The organism is Bifidobacterium sp. LH_491 (genome assembly GCF_056356495.1).
In genome coordinates, this window is sequence record NZ_JBKEUI010000001.1 from 1,374,801 (window position 1) to 1,390,840 (window position 16,040).

Annotated in this window: 24 protein-coding genes; all 24 read right to left on the minus strand. The window is 58.8% G+C overall.

What is annotated here, in order from left to right; genetic code table 11:
• Position 1: 1 nt before the first annotated feature.
• Positions 2 to 187, minus strand: coding sequence for a 50S ribosomal protein L30 (gene rpmD / locus AC1AWK_RS05275; RefSeq protein WP_476568737.1), 186 nt, complete (start codon positions 185 to 187; stop codon positions 2 to 4).
• Positions 187 to 918, minus strand: a complete 732-nt coding sequence (rpsE, locus tag AC1AWK_RS05280) for a 30S ribosomal protein S5 (RefSeq protein ID WP_476568739.1) — start codon at positions 916 to 918, stop codon at positions 187 to 189. Before rpsE ends, rpmD begins: the two co-directional genes overlap by 1 nt.
• Positions 915 to 1,286, minus strand: a complete 372-nt coding sequence (gene rplR, locus AC1AWK_RS05285) for a 50S ribosomal protein L18 (protein ID WP_476568741.1) — start codon at positions 1,284 to 1,286, stop codon at positions 915 to 917. The genes rpsE and rplR overlap by 4 nt, the downstream gene beginning before the upstream one ends.
• Position 1,287: 1 nt before the next feature.
• Entirely contained in the window at positions 1,288 to 1,827 is a 540-nt protein-coding gene (gene rplF / locus AC1AWK_RS05290) for a 50S ribosomal protein L6 (RefSeq protein ID WP_476568743.1), read from the minus strand.
• 17 nt (positions 1,828 to 1,844) lie between these two features.
• Entirely contained in the window at positions 1,845 to 2,243 is a 399-nt protein-coding gene (gene rpsH / locus AC1AWK_RS05295) for a 30S ribosomal protein S8 (RefSeq protein WP_476568745.1), read from the minus strand.
• Between the two features lie 83 nt (positions 2,244 to 2,326).
• A complete protein-coding gene (locus AC1AWK_RS05300) occupies positions 2,327 to 2,512 on the minus strand; it encodes a type Z 30S ribosomal protein S14 (protein ID WP_003808046.1) in 186 nt (61 codons plus the stop codon).
• Between the two features lies 1 nt (position 2,513).
• Entirely contained in the window at positions 2,514 to 3,086 is a 573-nt protein-coding gene (rplE, locus tag AC1AWK_RS05305; RefSeq protein ID WP_476568747.1) for a 50S ribosomal protein L5, read from the minus strand.
• Positions 3,083 to 3,418 carry a 50S ribosomal protein L24 gene (gene rplX, locus AC1AWK_RS05310; RefSeq protein WP_476568749.1) on the minus strand — a complete coding sequence of 112 codons (336 nt, stop codon included), beginning with the start codon at positions 3,416 to 3,418 and terminating at the stop codon, positions 3,083 to 3,085. Before rplX ends, rplE begins: the two co-directional genes overlap by 4 nt.
• 1 nt (position 3,419) lies before the next feature.
• Positions 3,420 to 3,788, minus strand: a complete 369-nt coding sequence (gene rplN, locus AC1AWK_RS05315; RefSeq protein WP_476568751.1) for a 50S ribosomal protein L14 — start codon at positions 3,786 to 3,788, stop codon at positions 3,420 to 3,422.
• Positions 3,789 to 3,868: 80 nt separating this feature from the next.
• Positions 3,869 to 4,129 carry a 30S ribosomal protein S17 gene (rpsQ, locus tag AC1AWK_RS05320; protein ID WP_003837360.1) on the minus strand — a complete coding sequence of 87 codons (261 nt, stop codon included), beginning with the start codon at positions 4,127 to 4,129 and terminating at the stop codon, positions 3,869 to 3,871.
• A complete protein-coding gene (gene rpmC, locus AC1AWK_RS05325; RefSeq protein ID WP_476568754.1) occupies positions 4,129 to 4,386 on the minus strand; it encodes a 50S ribosomal protein L29 in 258 nt (85 codons plus the stop codon). The genes rpsQ and rpmC overlap by 1 nt, the downstream gene beginning before the upstream one ends.
• Entirely contained in the window at positions 4,386 to 4,805 is a 420-nt protein-coding gene (rplP, locus tag AC1AWK_RS05330; RefSeq protein WP_476568756.1) for a 50S ribosomal protein L16, read from the minus strand. Before rplP ends, rpmC begins: the two co-directional genes overlap by 1 nt.
• 4 nt (positions 4,806 to 4,809) lie before the next feature.
• Positions 4,810 to 5,622 carry a 30S ribosomal protein S3 gene (rpsC, locus tag AC1AWK_RS05335; protein WP_476568758.1) on the minus strand — a complete coding sequence of 271 codons (813 nt, stop codon included), beginning with the start codon at positions 5,620 to 5,622 and terminating at the stop codon, positions 4,810 to 4,812.
• Positions 5,623 to 5,624: 2 nt separating this feature from the next.
• Complete coding sequence (rplV, locus tag AC1AWK_RS05340; protein ID WP_476568759.1) at positions 5,625 to 5,984, minus strand: 50S ribosomal protein L22; 360 nt, start codon at positions 5,982 to 5,984, stop codon at positions 5,625 to 5,627.
• Positions 5,985 to 6,004: 20 nt separating this feature from the next.
• Entirely contained in the window at positions 6,005 to 6,283 is a 279-nt protein-coding gene (gene rpsS / locus AC1AWK_RS05345) for a 30S ribosomal protein S19 (protein ID WP_003808025.1), read from the minus strand.
• 15 nt (positions 6,284 to 6,298) lie between these two features.
• Positions 6,299 to 7,129 (minus strand): 50S ribosomal protein L2, encoded by an 831-nt coding sequence (rplB, locus tag AC1AWK_RS05350; RefSeq protein ID WP_476568761.1) that lies wholly within the window; start codon positions 7,127 to 7,129, stop codon positions 6,299 to 6,301.
• 35 nt (positions 7,130 to 7,164) lie between these two features.
• Complete coding sequence (gene rplW, locus AC1AWK_RS05355; protein WP_476568763.1) at positions 7,165 to 7,461, minus strand: 50S ribosomal protein L23; 297 nt, start codon at positions 7,459 to 7,461, stop codon at positions 7,165 to 7,167.
• A 5-nt stretch (positions 7,462 to 7,466) separates the two neighbouring features.
• On the minus strand, positions 7,467 to 8,132 hold the full coding sequence (gene rplD, locus AC1AWK_RS05360; protein WP_476568765.1) for a 50S ribosomal protein L4: 666 nt from the start codon (positions 8,130 to 8,132) through the stop codon (positions 7,467 to 7,469).
• 5 nt (positions 8,133 to 8,137) lie between these two features.
• Entirely contained in the window at positions 8,138 to 8,788 is a 651-nt protein-coding gene (gene rplC / locus AC1AWK_RS05365) for a 50S ribosomal protein L3 (protein WP_476568767.1), read from the minus strand.
• A gap of 16 nt (positions 8,789 to 8,804) precedes the next feature.
• Entirely contained in the window at positions 8,805 to 9,113 is a 309-nt protein-coding gene (gene rpsJ / locus AC1AWK_RS05370) for a 30S ribosomal protein S10 (RefSeq protein ID WP_003827292.1), read from the minus strand.
• A gap of 426 nt (positions 9,114 to 9,539) precedes the next feature.
• Positions 9,540 to 12,272: a bifunctional acetaldehyde-CoA/alcohol dehydrogenase gene (adhE, locus tag AC1AWK_RS05375; protein WP_476568769.1), complete on the minus strand. Its 2,733-nt coding sequence runs from the start codon at positions 12,270 to 12,272 to the stop codon at positions 9,540 to 9,542.
• A gap of 394 nt (positions 12,273 to 12,666) precedes the next feature.
• Positions 12,667 to 13,158, minus strand: coding sequence for a 30S ribosomal protein S9 (gene rpsI / locus AC1AWK_RS05380; RefSeq protein ID WP_476568771.1), 492 nt, complete (start codon positions 13,156 to 13,158; stop codon positions 12,667 to 12,669).
• A gap of 21 nt (positions 13,159 to 13,179) precedes the next feature.
• A complete protein-coding gene (gene rplM, locus AC1AWK_RS05385; RefSeq protein ID WP_476568773.1) occupies positions 13,180 to 13,629 on the minus strand; it encodes a 50S ribosomal protein L13 in 450 nt (149 codons plus the stop codon).
• A gap of 214 nt (positions 13,630 to 13,843) precedes the next feature.
• Positions 13,844 to 16,012, minus strand: coding sequence for a 4-alpha-glucanotransferase (malQ, locus tag AC1AWK_RS05390; RefSeq protein ID WP_476568775.1), 2,169 nt, complete (start codon positions 16,010 to 16,012; stop codon positions 13,844 to 13,846).
• Between the last annotated feature and the right edge of the window lie 28 nt (positions 16,013 to 16,040).

Sequence of the window (16,040 nt, forward strand, 5' to 3'; positions counted from 1 at the left end):
ATCAGTCTGCCTCCTCCACGGTAACCAGATGGCGCACCGTCTGGATCATGCCCAGATTCGAACCGGTGTCCTCACGGACCACGCTCTGACCAATCTTACGCAGACCGAGGCTCTGCACCGTCGCGCGCTGCTTGGGATTGGCACCGACGACGCCATGCACCAATGTAATCTTCAGGTTCTTAGCCATCACTCACCATCCTTCTGAGCAGCGGCAGCCTTGGCCTGAGCCTCTTCGCGAGCCTTACGAGCCTCGGCGATGCCCTCGGCGCGAGCACGCAGCAACGCGTCGGGAGCCACCTCTTCGAGGGACATTCCACGGCGAGCGGCGATCTCCTCCGGCTCTTCCAGCTTCTTCAGCGCATCGACAGTGGCACGCACCACGTTCACCGCGGTGGCCGAGCCCATCGACTTGCTTAGAATGTCAGAGATGCCAGCGCACTCCATGACGGCGCGAACCGGACCACCGGCGATAACACCAGTACCCGGAGCAGCCGGACGCAGCAGCACAGTGCCGGCAGCATCGTGACCAATCACCGGATGGGTGATGGTGCCCTTGATGCGGGGCACAGTGAACATGTGCTTCTTGGCATCCAGCTGGCCCTTGGCGATAGCCGCGGGAACCTCACGGGACTTGCCGTATCCGACGCCCACGGTGCCGTTGCCGTCGCCCACCACTACCAGAGCAGCGAAGCTGAACGTACGACCACCCTTGTGGGTCTTGGAGACGCGGTTGATGGTCACCACGCGATCGAGCAGCTCGTCGCCGTGGTTTTCCTCACGACGGTTGCGACGCTCGCCGCGACGACCCTCACCACGCTGACCGCGACGGTTCTTGCGATCCTCGTTGCGCTCCTCGGCCGTTGCCTGAGTGTTCTGAGTTTCTTCCACCACTGGGGTTTCCTTCTCGTTGTCGCTCACAGTGCCAGACCTCCCTCACGGGCGCCCTCAGCAACAGCTGCGACGCGGCCATGATACTTGTTGCCGCCACGGTCGAACACGACAGCGGTGATGCCAGCTTCCTGAGCCTTCTTGGCCACCAGCTCGCCAACCTTCTTGGCCGCTTCGACCTTTGTGCCCTGGAAACCAGCGAAGTCGGCCATCAATGTCGACTCGCTCACCAGCGTGATGCCCTTGGTGTCATCAACAATCTGAGCCACCATGTGACGGTTGGAACGGGTAACCACGAGACGCGGACGCTCTGGGGTACCCATGATGCGCTTGCGAATACGCGCATGACGACGCAAGCGCGCAATCTTCTTGCCTTTACCGAAAATCTGGACGGTCATATCACTTACCAGCCTTTCCAGCCTTGCGCAGGATACGCTCATCAGAGTACTTGATGCCCTTGCCCTTGTATGGTTCGGGAGCACGCAGCGCACGGATATTCGCGGCAACCTGACCAACAGCTTGCTTGTCGGTGCCCTTGACGATCACCTGGTTGGGGTTCGGCAGCTCGAACTCGATGCCTGCCGGAGGCTCAACGGTGATAGTGTGCGAATAACCGAGCGAGAACTCGATGCCCTTGCCCTTCATCACGGCGCGGTAACCGGTACCAATGATGTCAAGCGTCTTGGCGTACCCCTCGTGCACGCCCTTGACCTTGCCGGCAATCAGTGACCGGCTCAGGCCGTGCATAGCGCGGGTAGGACGAGTGTCGTCAGCGGGGACCAACACGATCTCGTTGTTCTCGACCGTGGCGGTGACGCCTGCGGGGATTTCGTAGGAGTCAGAGCCCTTCGGTCCCTTGACCGAGAAGTTCTGACCATCAATCTTGACTTCCACACCTGCCGGGATGGCGATGGGGAGCTTACCAATATGCGATGCCATGTGTCAGCTCTCCTTTCTCACCACACGAAAGCGACGATTTCGCCGCCGATGCCCCGGTCGAGGCATTCCTTCTGAGTCAACAATCCCGAGCTGGTCGAGATAATCGCGATGCCGAGACCGCCCAACGGCATGGGCAGCGCGTCGGACTTAGCATAGCGACGCAGACCGGGCTTGGAAATACGCTTGATGCCCTGAATGGAACGTTCGCCATTACGACCATACTTCAGCGTGATTTCCAAGGTCTGACCGACCTTGGCTTCCTTAGCGGTGAAGTCCTTGATGTAGCCTTCACGCTTCAGAATCTCAGCAATGTTCGCCTTGAACTTGGAGTACGGCATATCCACGGTTTCGTGCTTTGCCGCGCTCGCGTTACGCAGACGCGTAAGCATATCTGCGATTGGATCTGTCATTGTCATGTGGGCTAGTGCCCTTTCTCGCCGTGGTTTCCGCCGCCCTCACGCACTACAGCGCTCGGGCCGCGGACCTTCAGCGTCGATGTTTACCAACTGGACTTCGTAACTCCGGGCAGCTCGCCACGGTGAGCCTTCTCACGAAGGCAGATGCGGCACAGACCGAACTTGCGGTAGACGGAGTGGGGACGACCGCACACCTGGCAGCGCGTGTACGCGCGAACCTTGAACTTCGGCTTAGCGGCCGCCTTGTTCTTCAGAGCGGTTTTTGCCATATCAGTTCTCCTTGAACGGGAAGCCCAAGTGCTTGAGCAGCGCACGAGCTTCGGTGTCGTCCTTGGTGCTGGTCACCACGGTGATGTCCATACCACGCTGATGATCGATCGAATCGGGATCGATCTCGTGGAACATGGACTGCTCAGTCAGACCAAAGTTGTAGTTGCCCTGACCGTCGAACTGCTCGCCGCTAATACCACGGAAATCGCGGATACGCGGCAGAGCCAGCGTCAGCAGACGATCCAAGAACTCCCACATGCGATCGCCACGCAGCGTCACATAGGCACCGATGGCCTGACCCTCACGCAGGTGGAACTGCGCAACAGACTTCTTGGCCTTGGTGACCTTGGGCTTCTGGCCGGTAATCAGCGTGAGGTCCTTGATCGCACCTTCGATGAGCTTGGAGTCGCGGGCAGCGGCGCCAACGCCCATGGAGACGACAACCTTCTCCACGCGAGCCACCTGCATCGGGTTGGAGTAATGGAACTCCTTCTCCAGCTCAGGAACGATCTGCTCCTTGTACTGCTGCTTCAAGCGCGGAGTTGCCGGCGCTTCGATAGTGATATCGCTCATGCCAGCTCCTTTCCGGACTTCTTGGCCACGCGCACGCGCACAGTCTTCACCTTGCCGTCACGAGCCTCTTCCTTGATGACGACGCCAACGCGGGTGGGCTGCTTCGTTTCCGGGTCGATCAGCATCACGTTGGAGCGATGGATCGGAGCCTCGGTGGCAACGATGCCGGCCTGCTGACCCTGCTGGGTGGCACGCACGTGCTTCTTGACGATCTGCACGCCCTCAACGATCAGACGATCGTTGGGCAGCACGCGGGTCACGGTACCTTCCTTGCCGCGGTCCTTGCCGCGAATGACCTTCACCTGGTCGCCGGTCTTGATCTTGGCTACCATCTCAGATCACCTCCGGGGCGAGGGACACGATCTTCATGAAGCGCTTGTCGCGCAATTCACGACCAACCGGTCCGAAGATACGAGTGCCCTTCGGTTCACGGCCGGAGCCGAGAATCACGGCGGCGTTCTCGTCGAACTTGATGTAGGAACCATCGACACGGCGATGTTCCTTAACGGTACGGACGACGACGGCCTTCACCACATCGCCCTTCTTAACCGACCCGCCAGGGATCGCGTCCTTGACGGTGGCGACGATCACGTCGCCAATGCCGGCATAGCGTCGCTTCGATCCGCCGAGCACTCGGATGGCCAGGATTTCCTTGGCACCCGTGTTGTCGGCGATATGAAGCCGCGTTTCCTGCTGAATCATTTGATTCTCCTTAGCCGAGCTGGTTCTCCCCGAGCACCCTGCCTAAGCAGGGTGTCTCGCGGAGCCTTGCCGAACTGGTATTACTTGGCGCGCTCGATAATGCTTTCGAGACGCCAACGCTTGGTCTTGCTCAAGGGCCGAGTCTCCATAATACTCACGAGGTCGCCAATATGCGCGTCGTTGTGTTCATCATGGACCTTGACCGTGCGGGTGGAACGAACGACCTTGCCATACAGCGGGTGGGTCGAACGCTGCTCGAGCTCGACGGAAATCGTCTTATCCATCTTGTCGGACACGACGTAACCGCGACGAACCTTGCGGAAGTTACGCTCTTCAGCCATTACTTCTCCTCAGCTTTCGTATCGGTCGCCTCGGGGGCCTGGCTAATGCCGAGCTCACGTTCGCGCAGAACCGTGTACATCCTGGCGATATCGTGCTTGACCGCCTTGAGGCGCGCGGTGTTTTCGAGCTGACCGGTAGCCGACTGGAAGCGCAGGTTGAACAGCTCTTCCTTGGACTTCTTCAAGAAGCCCTCGATCTCAGCATTGGTCTTCTCGTTGAGATTCTTGATGGTGTAGTCTGCAGTTCCGACTGACATCAGATGTCACCGCCTTCACGAGCAATAACACGGCACTTCATGGGGAGCTTGTCGATAGCGCGGCGCAGAGCCTCGCGCGCAACCTCCTCGGAAACACCACCGATCTCGAACATCACGCGACCGGGGTGCACGTTGGCAATCCAGAATTCCGGAGTACCTTTACCGGAACCCATTCGGGTACCAAGCGGCTTCTTCGTCAACGGACGATCCGGGAAAATCGTGATCCACACGCGACCACCACGCTTGATGTAACGAGTCATGGCGATACGAGCGGCCTCGATCTGACGGTTCGTCACGTAAGCCGGAGCCAGAGCCTGAATACCGAAATCGCCGAACGCGATCTCGTTGCCGCCCTTGGACATACCGCCACGGGTAGGACGGTGCTGCTTACGATATTTGGTCCTCTTTGGGATAAGCATCAGCTCACTCCTTTGTTTCCGTTGCGGCAGGAGCTTCAGCCGGAGCGGCTTCGGTCGCGGTGGCGGCCTCGGCGGCATTCTGCTGAGCGGCGGGACGAGCACCGCGACGAGGACGACGATCATTGCGACGTCCAGGACGGTTGTTGCCCTGCTGAGCCTGCTGCTCTTCAAACTCACGTTCGGTCATATCGCCTTTGTAGATCCAGACCTTGACGCCGATACGGCCGTACGTGGTCTTGGCCTCGAAGAAGCCATAATCAATCAAGGCACGGAGAGTCTGCAGCGGGACGCGACCCTCACGATAGAACTCGGAACGGCTCATTTCCGCACCGCCGAGACGGCCGGAGAGCTTGATACGGATACCCTTGGCACCAGCGCGCATGGCATCCTGCTGAGCCTTGCGCATGGCGCGACGGAACGTAACGCGGTTGGTCAGCTGCTCGGCGATGCCCTGAGCCACCAGCTGAGCGTCCAGCGCGGCATTCTTCACTTCGAAGATGTTGAGCTGAACCTGCTTGCCGGTGAGCTTCTCGAGCTTCGCGCGAACGCGCTCGGCTTCCGCACCACGGCGACCGATCACGATGCCCGGACGAGCGGTGTGGATATCCACGCGTACGCGGTCACGAGTACGTTCGATAACGATACGGGACACGCCCGCACGCTCGAGGTCCTTGCTCATGGCCTTGCGGATGGCGTCATCTTCGAGCACGAAGTCACGGTAACGTTCGCCAGCCTTGTTGGAGTCGGAGAACCACTTGGAACGGTGGTTTTCAGTGATGCCCAGGCGATAGCCAAAGGGATTAATCTTCTGACCCATCTTTAGCGGGCTCCTTCCTTGCTAGCGACGACGACCGTGATGTGGCTCGTGCGCTTGTTGATACGAGCGGCACGGCCCTGTGCACGAGCGCGGAAACGCTTGAGCGTCACACCCTCATCCACAAAGGTCTCCTTGATGACCAGGTCGTTCTCGCGGAACGACTCGCCGGCACGTTCGGCCTTCACGCGAGCGTTCGCGATGGCGCTCTCCAGGACCTTGAGCACCGGAACCGATGCATCCTGCGGAGCGAACTTGAGAATGGTGATGGCTTCGACCGCCTGCTTGCCTCGGATGAGGTCGACCATGCGGCGAGCCTTGCGCGGCGTCACGCGGACGTGACGAGCGATTGCTTTAGCTTCCATGTGTCTTTACTCTCCTACCTTTAGCGGCGTGCCTTCTTGTCGTCCTTCACGTGACCCTTAAAGGTCTTCGTGGGGGCGAACTCACCGAGCTTGTGTCCAACCATGGACTCGGTGACGAACACCGGCACATGCTTGCGACCATCGTGAACGGCGAAGGTGTGTCCGATGAAATCAGGGGTGATCATCGAACGGCGTGACCACGTCTTGATGACGTTGTGCGTGCCCTTCTCGTTCTGCTCGTCGACTTTCTTCTGCAGGTGGGCGTCGACGAAGGGGCCCTTCTTGATGCTACGAGTCATCTTCTCGACACTCCCTTACTTGCGGTTCTTACCATTCGGACGACGACGAACAATCATCTTGTTCGAAGCCTTCTTCGGACGACGGGTACGAACCTCGCCCTTGCCCCACGGAGAAACCGGCGGCTTGCCACCGCGGGTACGACCGCCGTGCGGGTGATCGACAGGGTTCATGGACTCACCACGGGTGATCGGACGCTTGCCCATCCAACGCGCACGACCGGCCTTACCGAGCTGGATGTTGGCGTGGTCGGAGTTGCCGACCTCACCAACAGTGGCGCGGCAGCGAGCGTCCACGTTACGGATCTCGCCGGACGGCATACGCAGCTGAGCGTAAGCACCATCCTTAGCAACCAACTGCACCGAAGCACCGGCGGAACGCGCGATCTTCGCACCGCCCAACGGACGCAGCTCAATGGCATGAACCACGGTACCGGTCGGGATGTTGCGCAGAGGCAGGTTGTTGCCCGGCTTGATATCGGCCTTGGCGCCCGTCTCAATCACGTCGCCCTGCTTGATGCCTTCAGGAGCGATGATGTAACGCTTCTCGCCATCGGCATAGTGGAGCAGCGCAATACGAGCGGAACGGTTGGGGTCGTACTCGATGTGAGCGACCTTCGCGGGTACTCCGTCCTTATCCCAACGACGGAAATCGATGAGACGGTACTGACGCTTGTGACCACCGCCACGGTGACGGGAAGTCATGCGGCCATAAGAGTTACGGCCGCCAGTCTTGCTGAGTTTGCGAACCAGCGACTTCTCAGGCGTGGAACGCGTGAGCTCGGAGAAATCCGAAACAGAAGCGTTGCGACGGCCTGCAGTCGTCGGCTTATAAACGCGGATAGCCATAATGTAGTTCTTCCTTTGACTTTCTCGGCTAGCCTTCAGTTGCCGAAGATGTCGATCGTCTGTCCCTCAGCAACCGTCACGATGGCACGCTTCTGGCTCACACGCTGGCCGAAACCAGTACGCGTGCGCTGACGCTTGCCGGCGCGATTGAGAGTATTGACGTTCGTCACCTTCACCTTGAAGATTTCCTCAATAGCCTGCTTGATCTGCACCTTGTTTGCATCCGGAGCCACCACGAAGGTGTACTGACCGCGATCGGAGATCGCGTAGCTCTTCTCCGACACGACAGGCTTCAGGATGACGTCATATGCGGGCTTATGAATAGCGACCATCTGAATCAGGCCTCCTTAACCGTCGGCTCGGCCTTCGCCTCAAGGAACGCGTCCAAGCCTTCCTTGGAGAAGACGATGTGCTGAGCGGTGACCACATCATAGGTGTTGAGCTGATCAGCGAAAATCGGGTGAACGGTCGGGATGTTACGCACCGACAGCCACTCGTTAACGTTGTCGCGGGACAACACCACGGTCGTGAACTTGTTCTCCGTAATCGGAGTCAGTACCGACACGGCAGCCTTGGTGGACGGAGCATCGGTGATACCGAAGTCCACAACGGCAACACGTCCGGCGTTGAAACGATCGGACAACACGTAACGCAGCGCAGCGGCCTTCATCTTCTTCGGGGTGCGCTGATCGTACTTGCGCGGAACCGGGCCATGCACCACGCCGCCGTGATACCACTGCGGAGCGCGGATGGAGCCCTGACGGGCACGACCGGTACCCTTCTGCTTCCACGGCTTCTTACCGCCGCCGGAAACCGCGCCACGGTTCTTTACCGCGTGCGTACCCTGGCGAGCAGCAGCCAACTGAGCCACCACGACCTGATGGATCAGCGGAACGTGAGCCTGAACCTCTTCAGCGGAAAAACCGAAGATTTCAGCGGGCGCTTCAACGGAGCCAGCCTTCTGGCCCTTAGCGTCAGTGACGTTCAGAGTAATGTTTGCCATGCTAATCAGGCTCCCTTCACTGCCGAACGGACGAGAACGATGCTGCCCTTGGGGCCCGGCAGGGCACCCTTGATGGCGAGAATGCCGTTCTCCACATCCGAAGAAACGATGGTGAGGTTCTGCACCGTGGAGGTCACATGACCCATGCGACCCGCCATGCGCTTGCCCTTGAGGATACGGCTCGGAGTTGCGCATGCGCCGACGGAACCGGGGCGACGCTCGTTCTTGTGCGAGCCGTGCGAACGACGATAGGACTTGAAGCCCCAACGCTTAATGGTACCGGCGAAGCCCTTACCTTTGGTGGTGCCAGTAACATCCACCTGAACGCCCTCAGCGAAGAGCTCGGCGGTCAGTTCCTGACCTGGTTCGAACTCCTCAACGTTCTCCGTACGCACCTCAACGAGGTGGCGACGCGGAGTCACGCCGGCCTTGGCGAAATGACCAGCCATCGGCTTGGTCACCTTGGTAGGATCGATCTGGCCATAGCCGAGCTGCACGGCCTTGTAGCCGTCGGATTCCTCGGTCTTAACAGCCGTCACCACATTGGTGGACACATCGACGAGCGTAACAGGTACGAAGAAACCGTTCTCGTCCCAAACCTGCGACATGCCAAGCTTGCGGCCTAGCAGTGCGGTGCGCTTTGCTTGCTGCGACATAACGTTTCCTCCTCCCTTACAGCTTGATCTCGATGTTGACATCCGCAGGCAGATCAATGTGCATCAGGGAGTCCACGGCCTTGGGGGTCGGGTCCACGATGTCGATGAGACGCTTATGCGTGCGCATCTCGAAATGCTCGCGAGAATCCTTGTACTTATGGGGAGAACGAATAACGCAGAACACGTTCTTCTCCGTCGGGAGCGGAACCGGGCCTACCACAGTAGCGCCCGCGTTCGTCACCGTTTCGACGATTTTCTTCGCCGATTGGTCGATGACCTCATGGTCATAGGACTTAAGCCTGATGCGGATTTTCTGTCCCGCCATTGCCTTCCGCCCTTTCTAGCGATTGTTGTACTGTTTACCAACCTGTCACAGGGCACTGGCGAAGAGCCACAAGGGACACACGTCCCCCAAGGCGACCACATCAGTGCGTAGGCTTCCACACATCCACTGGTGAAATGCTGGCCCTACGCTCGCTTTTTTGATTCCAATATGCGAGCCCAAAACAGGCAACTTCTTAATTAAACCATTGAGGGTAGCCTTATGCATGCCGGGCGTGTCGCGTCAACCACGGACACAACCCCAAGCTATGTGGACGTCCTGGCGTCATCATCGAATCTAACCATAGGCACGCCGAAAGCAACAATGCGACCCCCTTCACAACGCGTTTGGGGATGGCCCCGTACGGAACCATCCCCAAATCCATCAGCCAATACTGGACACAACCAGTTTGACCGTCGCTTCGGCTATTTAAGCGCGCTCAGAAGCCTCCACCGTGGCATCCTTGCCCTCACGCTCAACGCGAAGACGATGGCCCTCGGCCTGGCTCACTCCGTAGTAGGCCGCGATGGCGATATCCTTCATATCCTCAATCTGGGGGATACGCGGATTAGCCGGGGCGCACTGATCCTCGTACGCACGCATGCCGATCTGCTCGAGCACCGACCAGAAGTAATCCTCATCGACGCCGCAATCCTGGAAGCTCTTGTTCATACCCAGCTTGTTGTCGCGGTAATCCTCCACGGCCTTGGCCAGGTTCTCCACAGCTTCCTGTGCGTTCTTGCCCGGATCGACGCCCAAGTTGCGCGCCAGATCCTGATAACGCTCCGGAGCGATGTACTTGTTGTACTTCGGCCAGCTTGTCGGCTCCTCGGGAATGGAACCGTTATAACGGATCACATACGGCAGCAGGATGGAGTTCGTGCGGCCGTGCGCCACATGGCACAGCGCGCCGATGGTGTGTGCCATCGCATGGCACATGCCCAGGAAGGCCGAGCCAAATGCCATGCCGGCCATCGTGGCGGCATTGTGCATCTTCTCCTGCGCCTGCGTGCGCTCCTCTCCAGGCTCGGCGTTCACCGACGGAGCGAGGTTGTTCCAAATCAGCTTCGCCGCATGCAGCGCCATGCCATCTGTGAAGTCGTTGGCATACACGGACACATACGCTTCGAAGGAATGCGTCAAAGCATCGAAGCCAGCATCGGAAGCCAGCTTACGCGGCTGAGTGCGAGCCAGAACCGGATCGACAATGGCGACCGACGGAGTCAACGCATAATCCGTAATCGGATACTTGTAGCCGGTCTTGTGGTCGGTGATCACCGCGAACGGCGTCACTTCCGAACCTGTACCCGACGAGGTCGGGATGCACACCAGCTTGGCCTTCGATCCCAGCGGCGGAATCTTGAACGCACGCTTGCGGATATCGAAGAACTTCTCACGCACATCGGAGAAGGAAATTTCCGGGTGCTCGTACAGCAGCCACATAATCTTGGCCGCATCCATTGGCGAACCGCCGCCAACCGCGATGATGGTATCCGGCTCGAACTCCTCGCGCATCATCTCAGCGCCACGCTCAACCGTCTCCACCGAAGGCTCCGGCTCAACGTAATCGACGATACGGAACGTAACGTTGTTGGCACGGGCACGCAGCTGATCGATGATCTTGTCGACCACACCCAACTGCTCCATCACCTTGTCACACACGATGACGGCCTTTTCAATGCCGTCCATATCGCGCAGGTACTTGATGGCATTCGGCTCGAAGTAGGTCTTCGCCGGAATCTTGAACCACTGCATGTTATTGTTCCTCCGCGCAATACGCTTGACATTGATCAGGTTCACGGCCTGGACGTTGCCAGACACGGAGTTGCCGCCGTACGAACCGCAGCCCAAGGTCAGCGAAGGAGCGATGGCATTGTAGATATCGCCCACGCCACCCAGTGAGCTGGGAGAATTCCAAATGATACGGCAGGCGTGCATACGCAGACCATACTCACGCACCAAATCCTGGTTGTTCGTATGAATCGCAGCGGTGTGGCCGGCGCCGTGCACCAGCATCTGCTCGCACATCGCAAACGCCTGATCCTTATCATCGGCCTTGAGCACAGCCTGCACCGGAGCAAGCTTCTCCATGGTCAACGGCTCATTCTCACCAATCTCCTTGCATTCTGCGGCCAGAATCGTGGCATCCTGCGGAATGTCGAAACCGGCGGCCTTGGCGATGAACTGCGGCGACTTGCCCGGCACCACCGAATTGAGCTTCGGCGTATTGCCCGAATACGCGGTGCAGCCGAACATGTACTGCTCCAGCTTGGCCTTCTCCTCATCGTTGACGAAGTACGCCTTGCGGTGCTTGAGTTCCTTGACCAGCGGCGCATACACGTCCTTGTGGGCGATGATGGCCTGCTCGGTGGCGCAGATCATGCCGTAATCGAAATGCTTCGACAGGATAAGGTCGTTGGCGGCACGCACGATGTCCACATCGCTGTCGACATACGCCGGAGCATTGCCCGCGCCCACACCCAACGCCGGCTTGCCCGACGAATAGGCGGCCTTGACCATGCCGGGACCACCGGTGGCCAGAATCGTAGCGATGCCCGGATGCTTCATCAGCGCACCGGTGGCCTCAATTGAAGGATGCTCGATCCACTGGATGCAATCCTGCGGAGCGCCTGCTTCGACAGCGGCATCACGCACGATGCGGGCGGCTTCGACGGAGCACTGCTGCGCGAAGGGATGGAAGCCAAAGATAATCGGACAACGGGTCTTCAAGGCGATCAGCGACTTGAAGATGGCCGTCGAGGTCGGGTTCGTCACCGGGGTGACGCCGGCGACCACGCCAACCGGCTCGGCGATCTCATCGATACCCATGACGTCATCCTCGCGGATAACGCCCACAGTCTTCTGACCGGCCAGGTAGTTGGTGACGTGCTCGCAGGCGAAGATGTTCTTCGTAGCCTTGTCCTCAACCAAGCCGCGGCCCGTCTCATCCACGGCCATCTTGGCGAGCACCAGATGCTTGTTCAAGGCAGCGATGGAAGCCTTGGCGACGATGCGGTCCACCTGAGCCTGATCCAGCTGCTCAAATTCCTTCAAGGCCTTGAGGCCTTTTTGTACCAGGGCATCAACCTCGGCTTCAGCGGCGGCCTGAGCGTCTTCGGGTGCAGGCTTTGCCACGGCTTCGGCATTCTTTGCTTTTGCCACTTGGTCCTCCTCGATCGTGATAGGTGCAAGGTGTATGTCCGCCTTACGGCAGTATGTCTCAGCATTGGATTCTGTGACCTGCATCACAATGTAGCGGAAGAGTGGTACGTTTAAGCCCCTTCACCGTGTTGAGCGTTTCGTGAGTTTCTCCGCAATATTTATGTGAGATTTTGTGCATAAAATGTCAATTTTTATGTTCACATATATACAGTAATACTTTTCAGATGCAATCCCACCGGGGACATCGCCACTGCCGCACCGATCCATCGTTTCACAGCACCATCACCACAACCTGTCACCGACACCGACCGCCACTATATGTTCTTCCACAAATATCAGCAAGGCCCCAGCCATAACGGCCGGGGCCTTGCATGATGCCAGTAGTAGGCAACAATTAACGCTTCGAGAACTGAGGAGCGCGACGAGCCTTGTGCAAACCAGCCTTCTTGCGCTCCACGACGCGAGCGTCGCGAGTCAGGAAGCCGGCCTTCTTCAGCGCGGCGCGGTTCGCATCACGATCGATGGCGTTCAGCGCGCGGGCCACGCCCAAACGCACCGCACCGGCCTGGCCGGTGGTGCCGCCGCCGTCCACCAGGACGATGACGTCGAACTTGCCCTCGAGCTTGAGCAGCACGATCGGGGAGTTCACTTCACGCTGCAGCAAACGCGACGGGAAGTACTCCTCCAGCGTGCGACCATTGATGGTCCACTTGCCAGTGCCCGGAACCAGACGAACACGGGCGACAGCTTCCTTGCGACGGCCTGTGCCGTAGCCCGGAGCAATCGCGGAAGTGCCGGTGCCAGCACCAGCGTTGGTTTCGGTGGTGTACGAGGTGAGTTCCTCTTCGGTCTCGAGAACCGCGGAGTTATTGGTATTTTCAGCCATGTTTCTCTATCTCCCTTCGGCTCACTTGCCCTGCTGCGAAACCTGAGTGATTTCGAACACCTGCGGCTTCTGCGGCATGTGCGGATGCTCCGCACCACGGAAGACACGCAAACGGTTCAGCTGCACCTTGGACAGACGGTTCTTCGGCAACATGCCCTTAACCGCAGCCTTGATGATGCGCTCGGGGTTCTTCTCCAGCAGCTCAGCATAGCTGTCACGACGCAGACCGCCGGGGCGACCCGAGTGCGAGTAGAGTTCCTTGCCCATCTTGCTGCCGGTCAAGGCAATCTTGTCGGCATTGAGGACAATCACATGGTTGCCGGAATCAGCATGCGGCGCAAAGGTCGGCTTGTTCTTGCCACGCAGCAAGGTAGCCACCTGAGTGGCGAGACGACCGAGCACCACGTCAGTGGCGTCAACGACATACCAGTCATGAGTCAGATCAGCTGGCTTCGGTGTGAAAGTTTTCACGATGTACCTTTTCTATTCATTGTGTTCCGGACCTCACCGCCATGCCCCGCGTTGAAGCGTCGCAAAGCATAACCGCTTGGTCTCATTATCCGTGGGCTCCCTGAAAGTCCTCGATGGCGAGTGGGAAAGCGCTTTGAAGGACCCCGTAGGGAAACACAACAATCCTCTAGTATATCGCCAGTCTTGACTTTCGGCAACACGAATGACAAACCGGCTATTCGCCACGCATAATTGCCGACAGCGACCGCAAACGCTCATTGGAGAACAACGACTCCAGCGGCACTACATCGCCATGAGCATCGGCCAGCGGCACACGCCAATTGGGATACTCATTATTCGTCCCCGGTTGATTCTGTGCGCGGCGTTCACCCACGGCATCAACCAACGATGCGGCCAGCAACTTGCAAGGCGACGCCTTCAACGCGCGGTACAGTGCCTCAACGATCTGCTGGCCATGAACCGACTCATCCTCCAGCGCCGCAGCATCCAAGAAACCTTGCTCCACCAGCATTGCCATCATGGCTCGATGTTCGCGTCGGGCATCGCTCATAAACTCCTCAGTCGAGCATGTCAGCAGATGCAAACGCTCACGAATCGCCACGTGCTCATAGGCAAGGTACCCGGCAGCCGGAGGCATATCGTGCGTATTCACCGACGCCAACGCATACTCGCGCCACTGCGATGGTGGTACAAACCGCCCATCATGCTGCTCGAACCACTCCACCGTGCAGCCCAACACGCCGTGCTCGCGCAGCGACTCCTGCACATAGTCAGGAACCACTCCCAAATCCTCGCCGACCACCACGCCGCCGGCACGTGACGCTTCCAACGCCAAAATGCCCAACATCGCTTCGGCGTTGTAATGCACGTATGCACCATCGGCGGCACCGCGTCCCTGCGGGATCCACCACAAACGGAACAAGCCAAGGATATGGTCAATGCGCACCGCACCTGCCTGGGCAAACATATCATGCACCATATCGCGGTACACGCGGTAGCCCGTACGCTCCAACTCCATCGGATGCAACGGCGGTTGGCTCCAGTCCTGACCTTGTTGATTGAAGTAATCCGGAGGAGCGCCCACCGTCGCACCCTTGGCAAATCGCTCCGGATGCCACCACACGTCGGAGCCGCACGGATGAACGCCAACCGCCATATCCGCCATAATGCCAATGCGCATGCCAGATTGACGCGCCACATGCTGCGCATGGCGCAACTGCTCAACCGCAATCCACTCCAGCCAACGATAGAATTCCAAGTGCTCGGCAAACCGCTCACGCAACGCCTTCACCGGTGCGCTGTCCTTGCCGTATCGATGCGCCCAATCCGTGGACGAACCATCCGGCATCCCCCACTGCTCCACGCATAAACACCACGTCGCATACGATTCCAGCTCATCGCCGCATGACTCGCAATACCGCTGGAACTGCAAGCGCCGCGCATCGCTCATGCCCGAGCGGAACACAATCCACAACGCCTCGCGTTTGGCATTCCACATGGCATCACGGTCAATCAACTGCGCATCGCCGTTCAACGCATCCACCTGCTCGTGCAATTGCTCAATGCGCTGGCGATCCTTGGCCGACAACAGCAAATATTCGGCAACACGTTCCGGACGGATATACGTCACATTCACAAACCGGCGGGAAATCGGCAGATACGGAGACGGCGTCAACGGCGACACCGGTTCCGCAGCATGCAAGGGATTCACCAACATAAAATCAGCGCCGGTGGCACTTTTAGCCTGAGACAGCATCGTTGCCAAATCCTCAAAATCACCCACGCCCCACGACTGTGACGACCTCACCGAATACAGCTGGGCCATCCATCCCCACAGCTGGCCCTGCTTCATCGCATCCAGCATCGGCACGCGACGCGGCGCGCTAATCAGCGTAGCCTCCTCAACGCGCTCGCCCACCCGCACACGCAGCGTATGATACCCAAGCGGTAAATCCGCGGGCAGCACCAAACCGGCAGTAGTCAAAAAACCCTCCGCAGTCGGATAGGCCGCTGACCCATCGCCTGATTGCCACCGCAAACGCCCCTCGAACGGCATACCGTTTTCCAACACGATATCCGCATGCGGCATGGTATGCACTTCCGTACGCACCAACAGCACCTGCCGTTCCCCAGCCATATGCAGCACCGTCGGCGGAACCAAACGACGCAAGCGCTCGTCAAGCATACGATTCGTTGCCTCATCGATCGCCGCAGCCGACGAGGCATCGATGCCCAACGCCGCCAATACCTCGACCAAGACCTCATCGCCGATTTCGTGATAATCGCCGGTCTGCCCCACATAACTAGTGGCGACGCCTGCCAAACGAGCCAAACGAATCAGCGGACGCGCAAGGCGTTCCTTATGTTCACTATGAGCAACCATAGTCCCAATTCTATGGTGTCTGTCACAC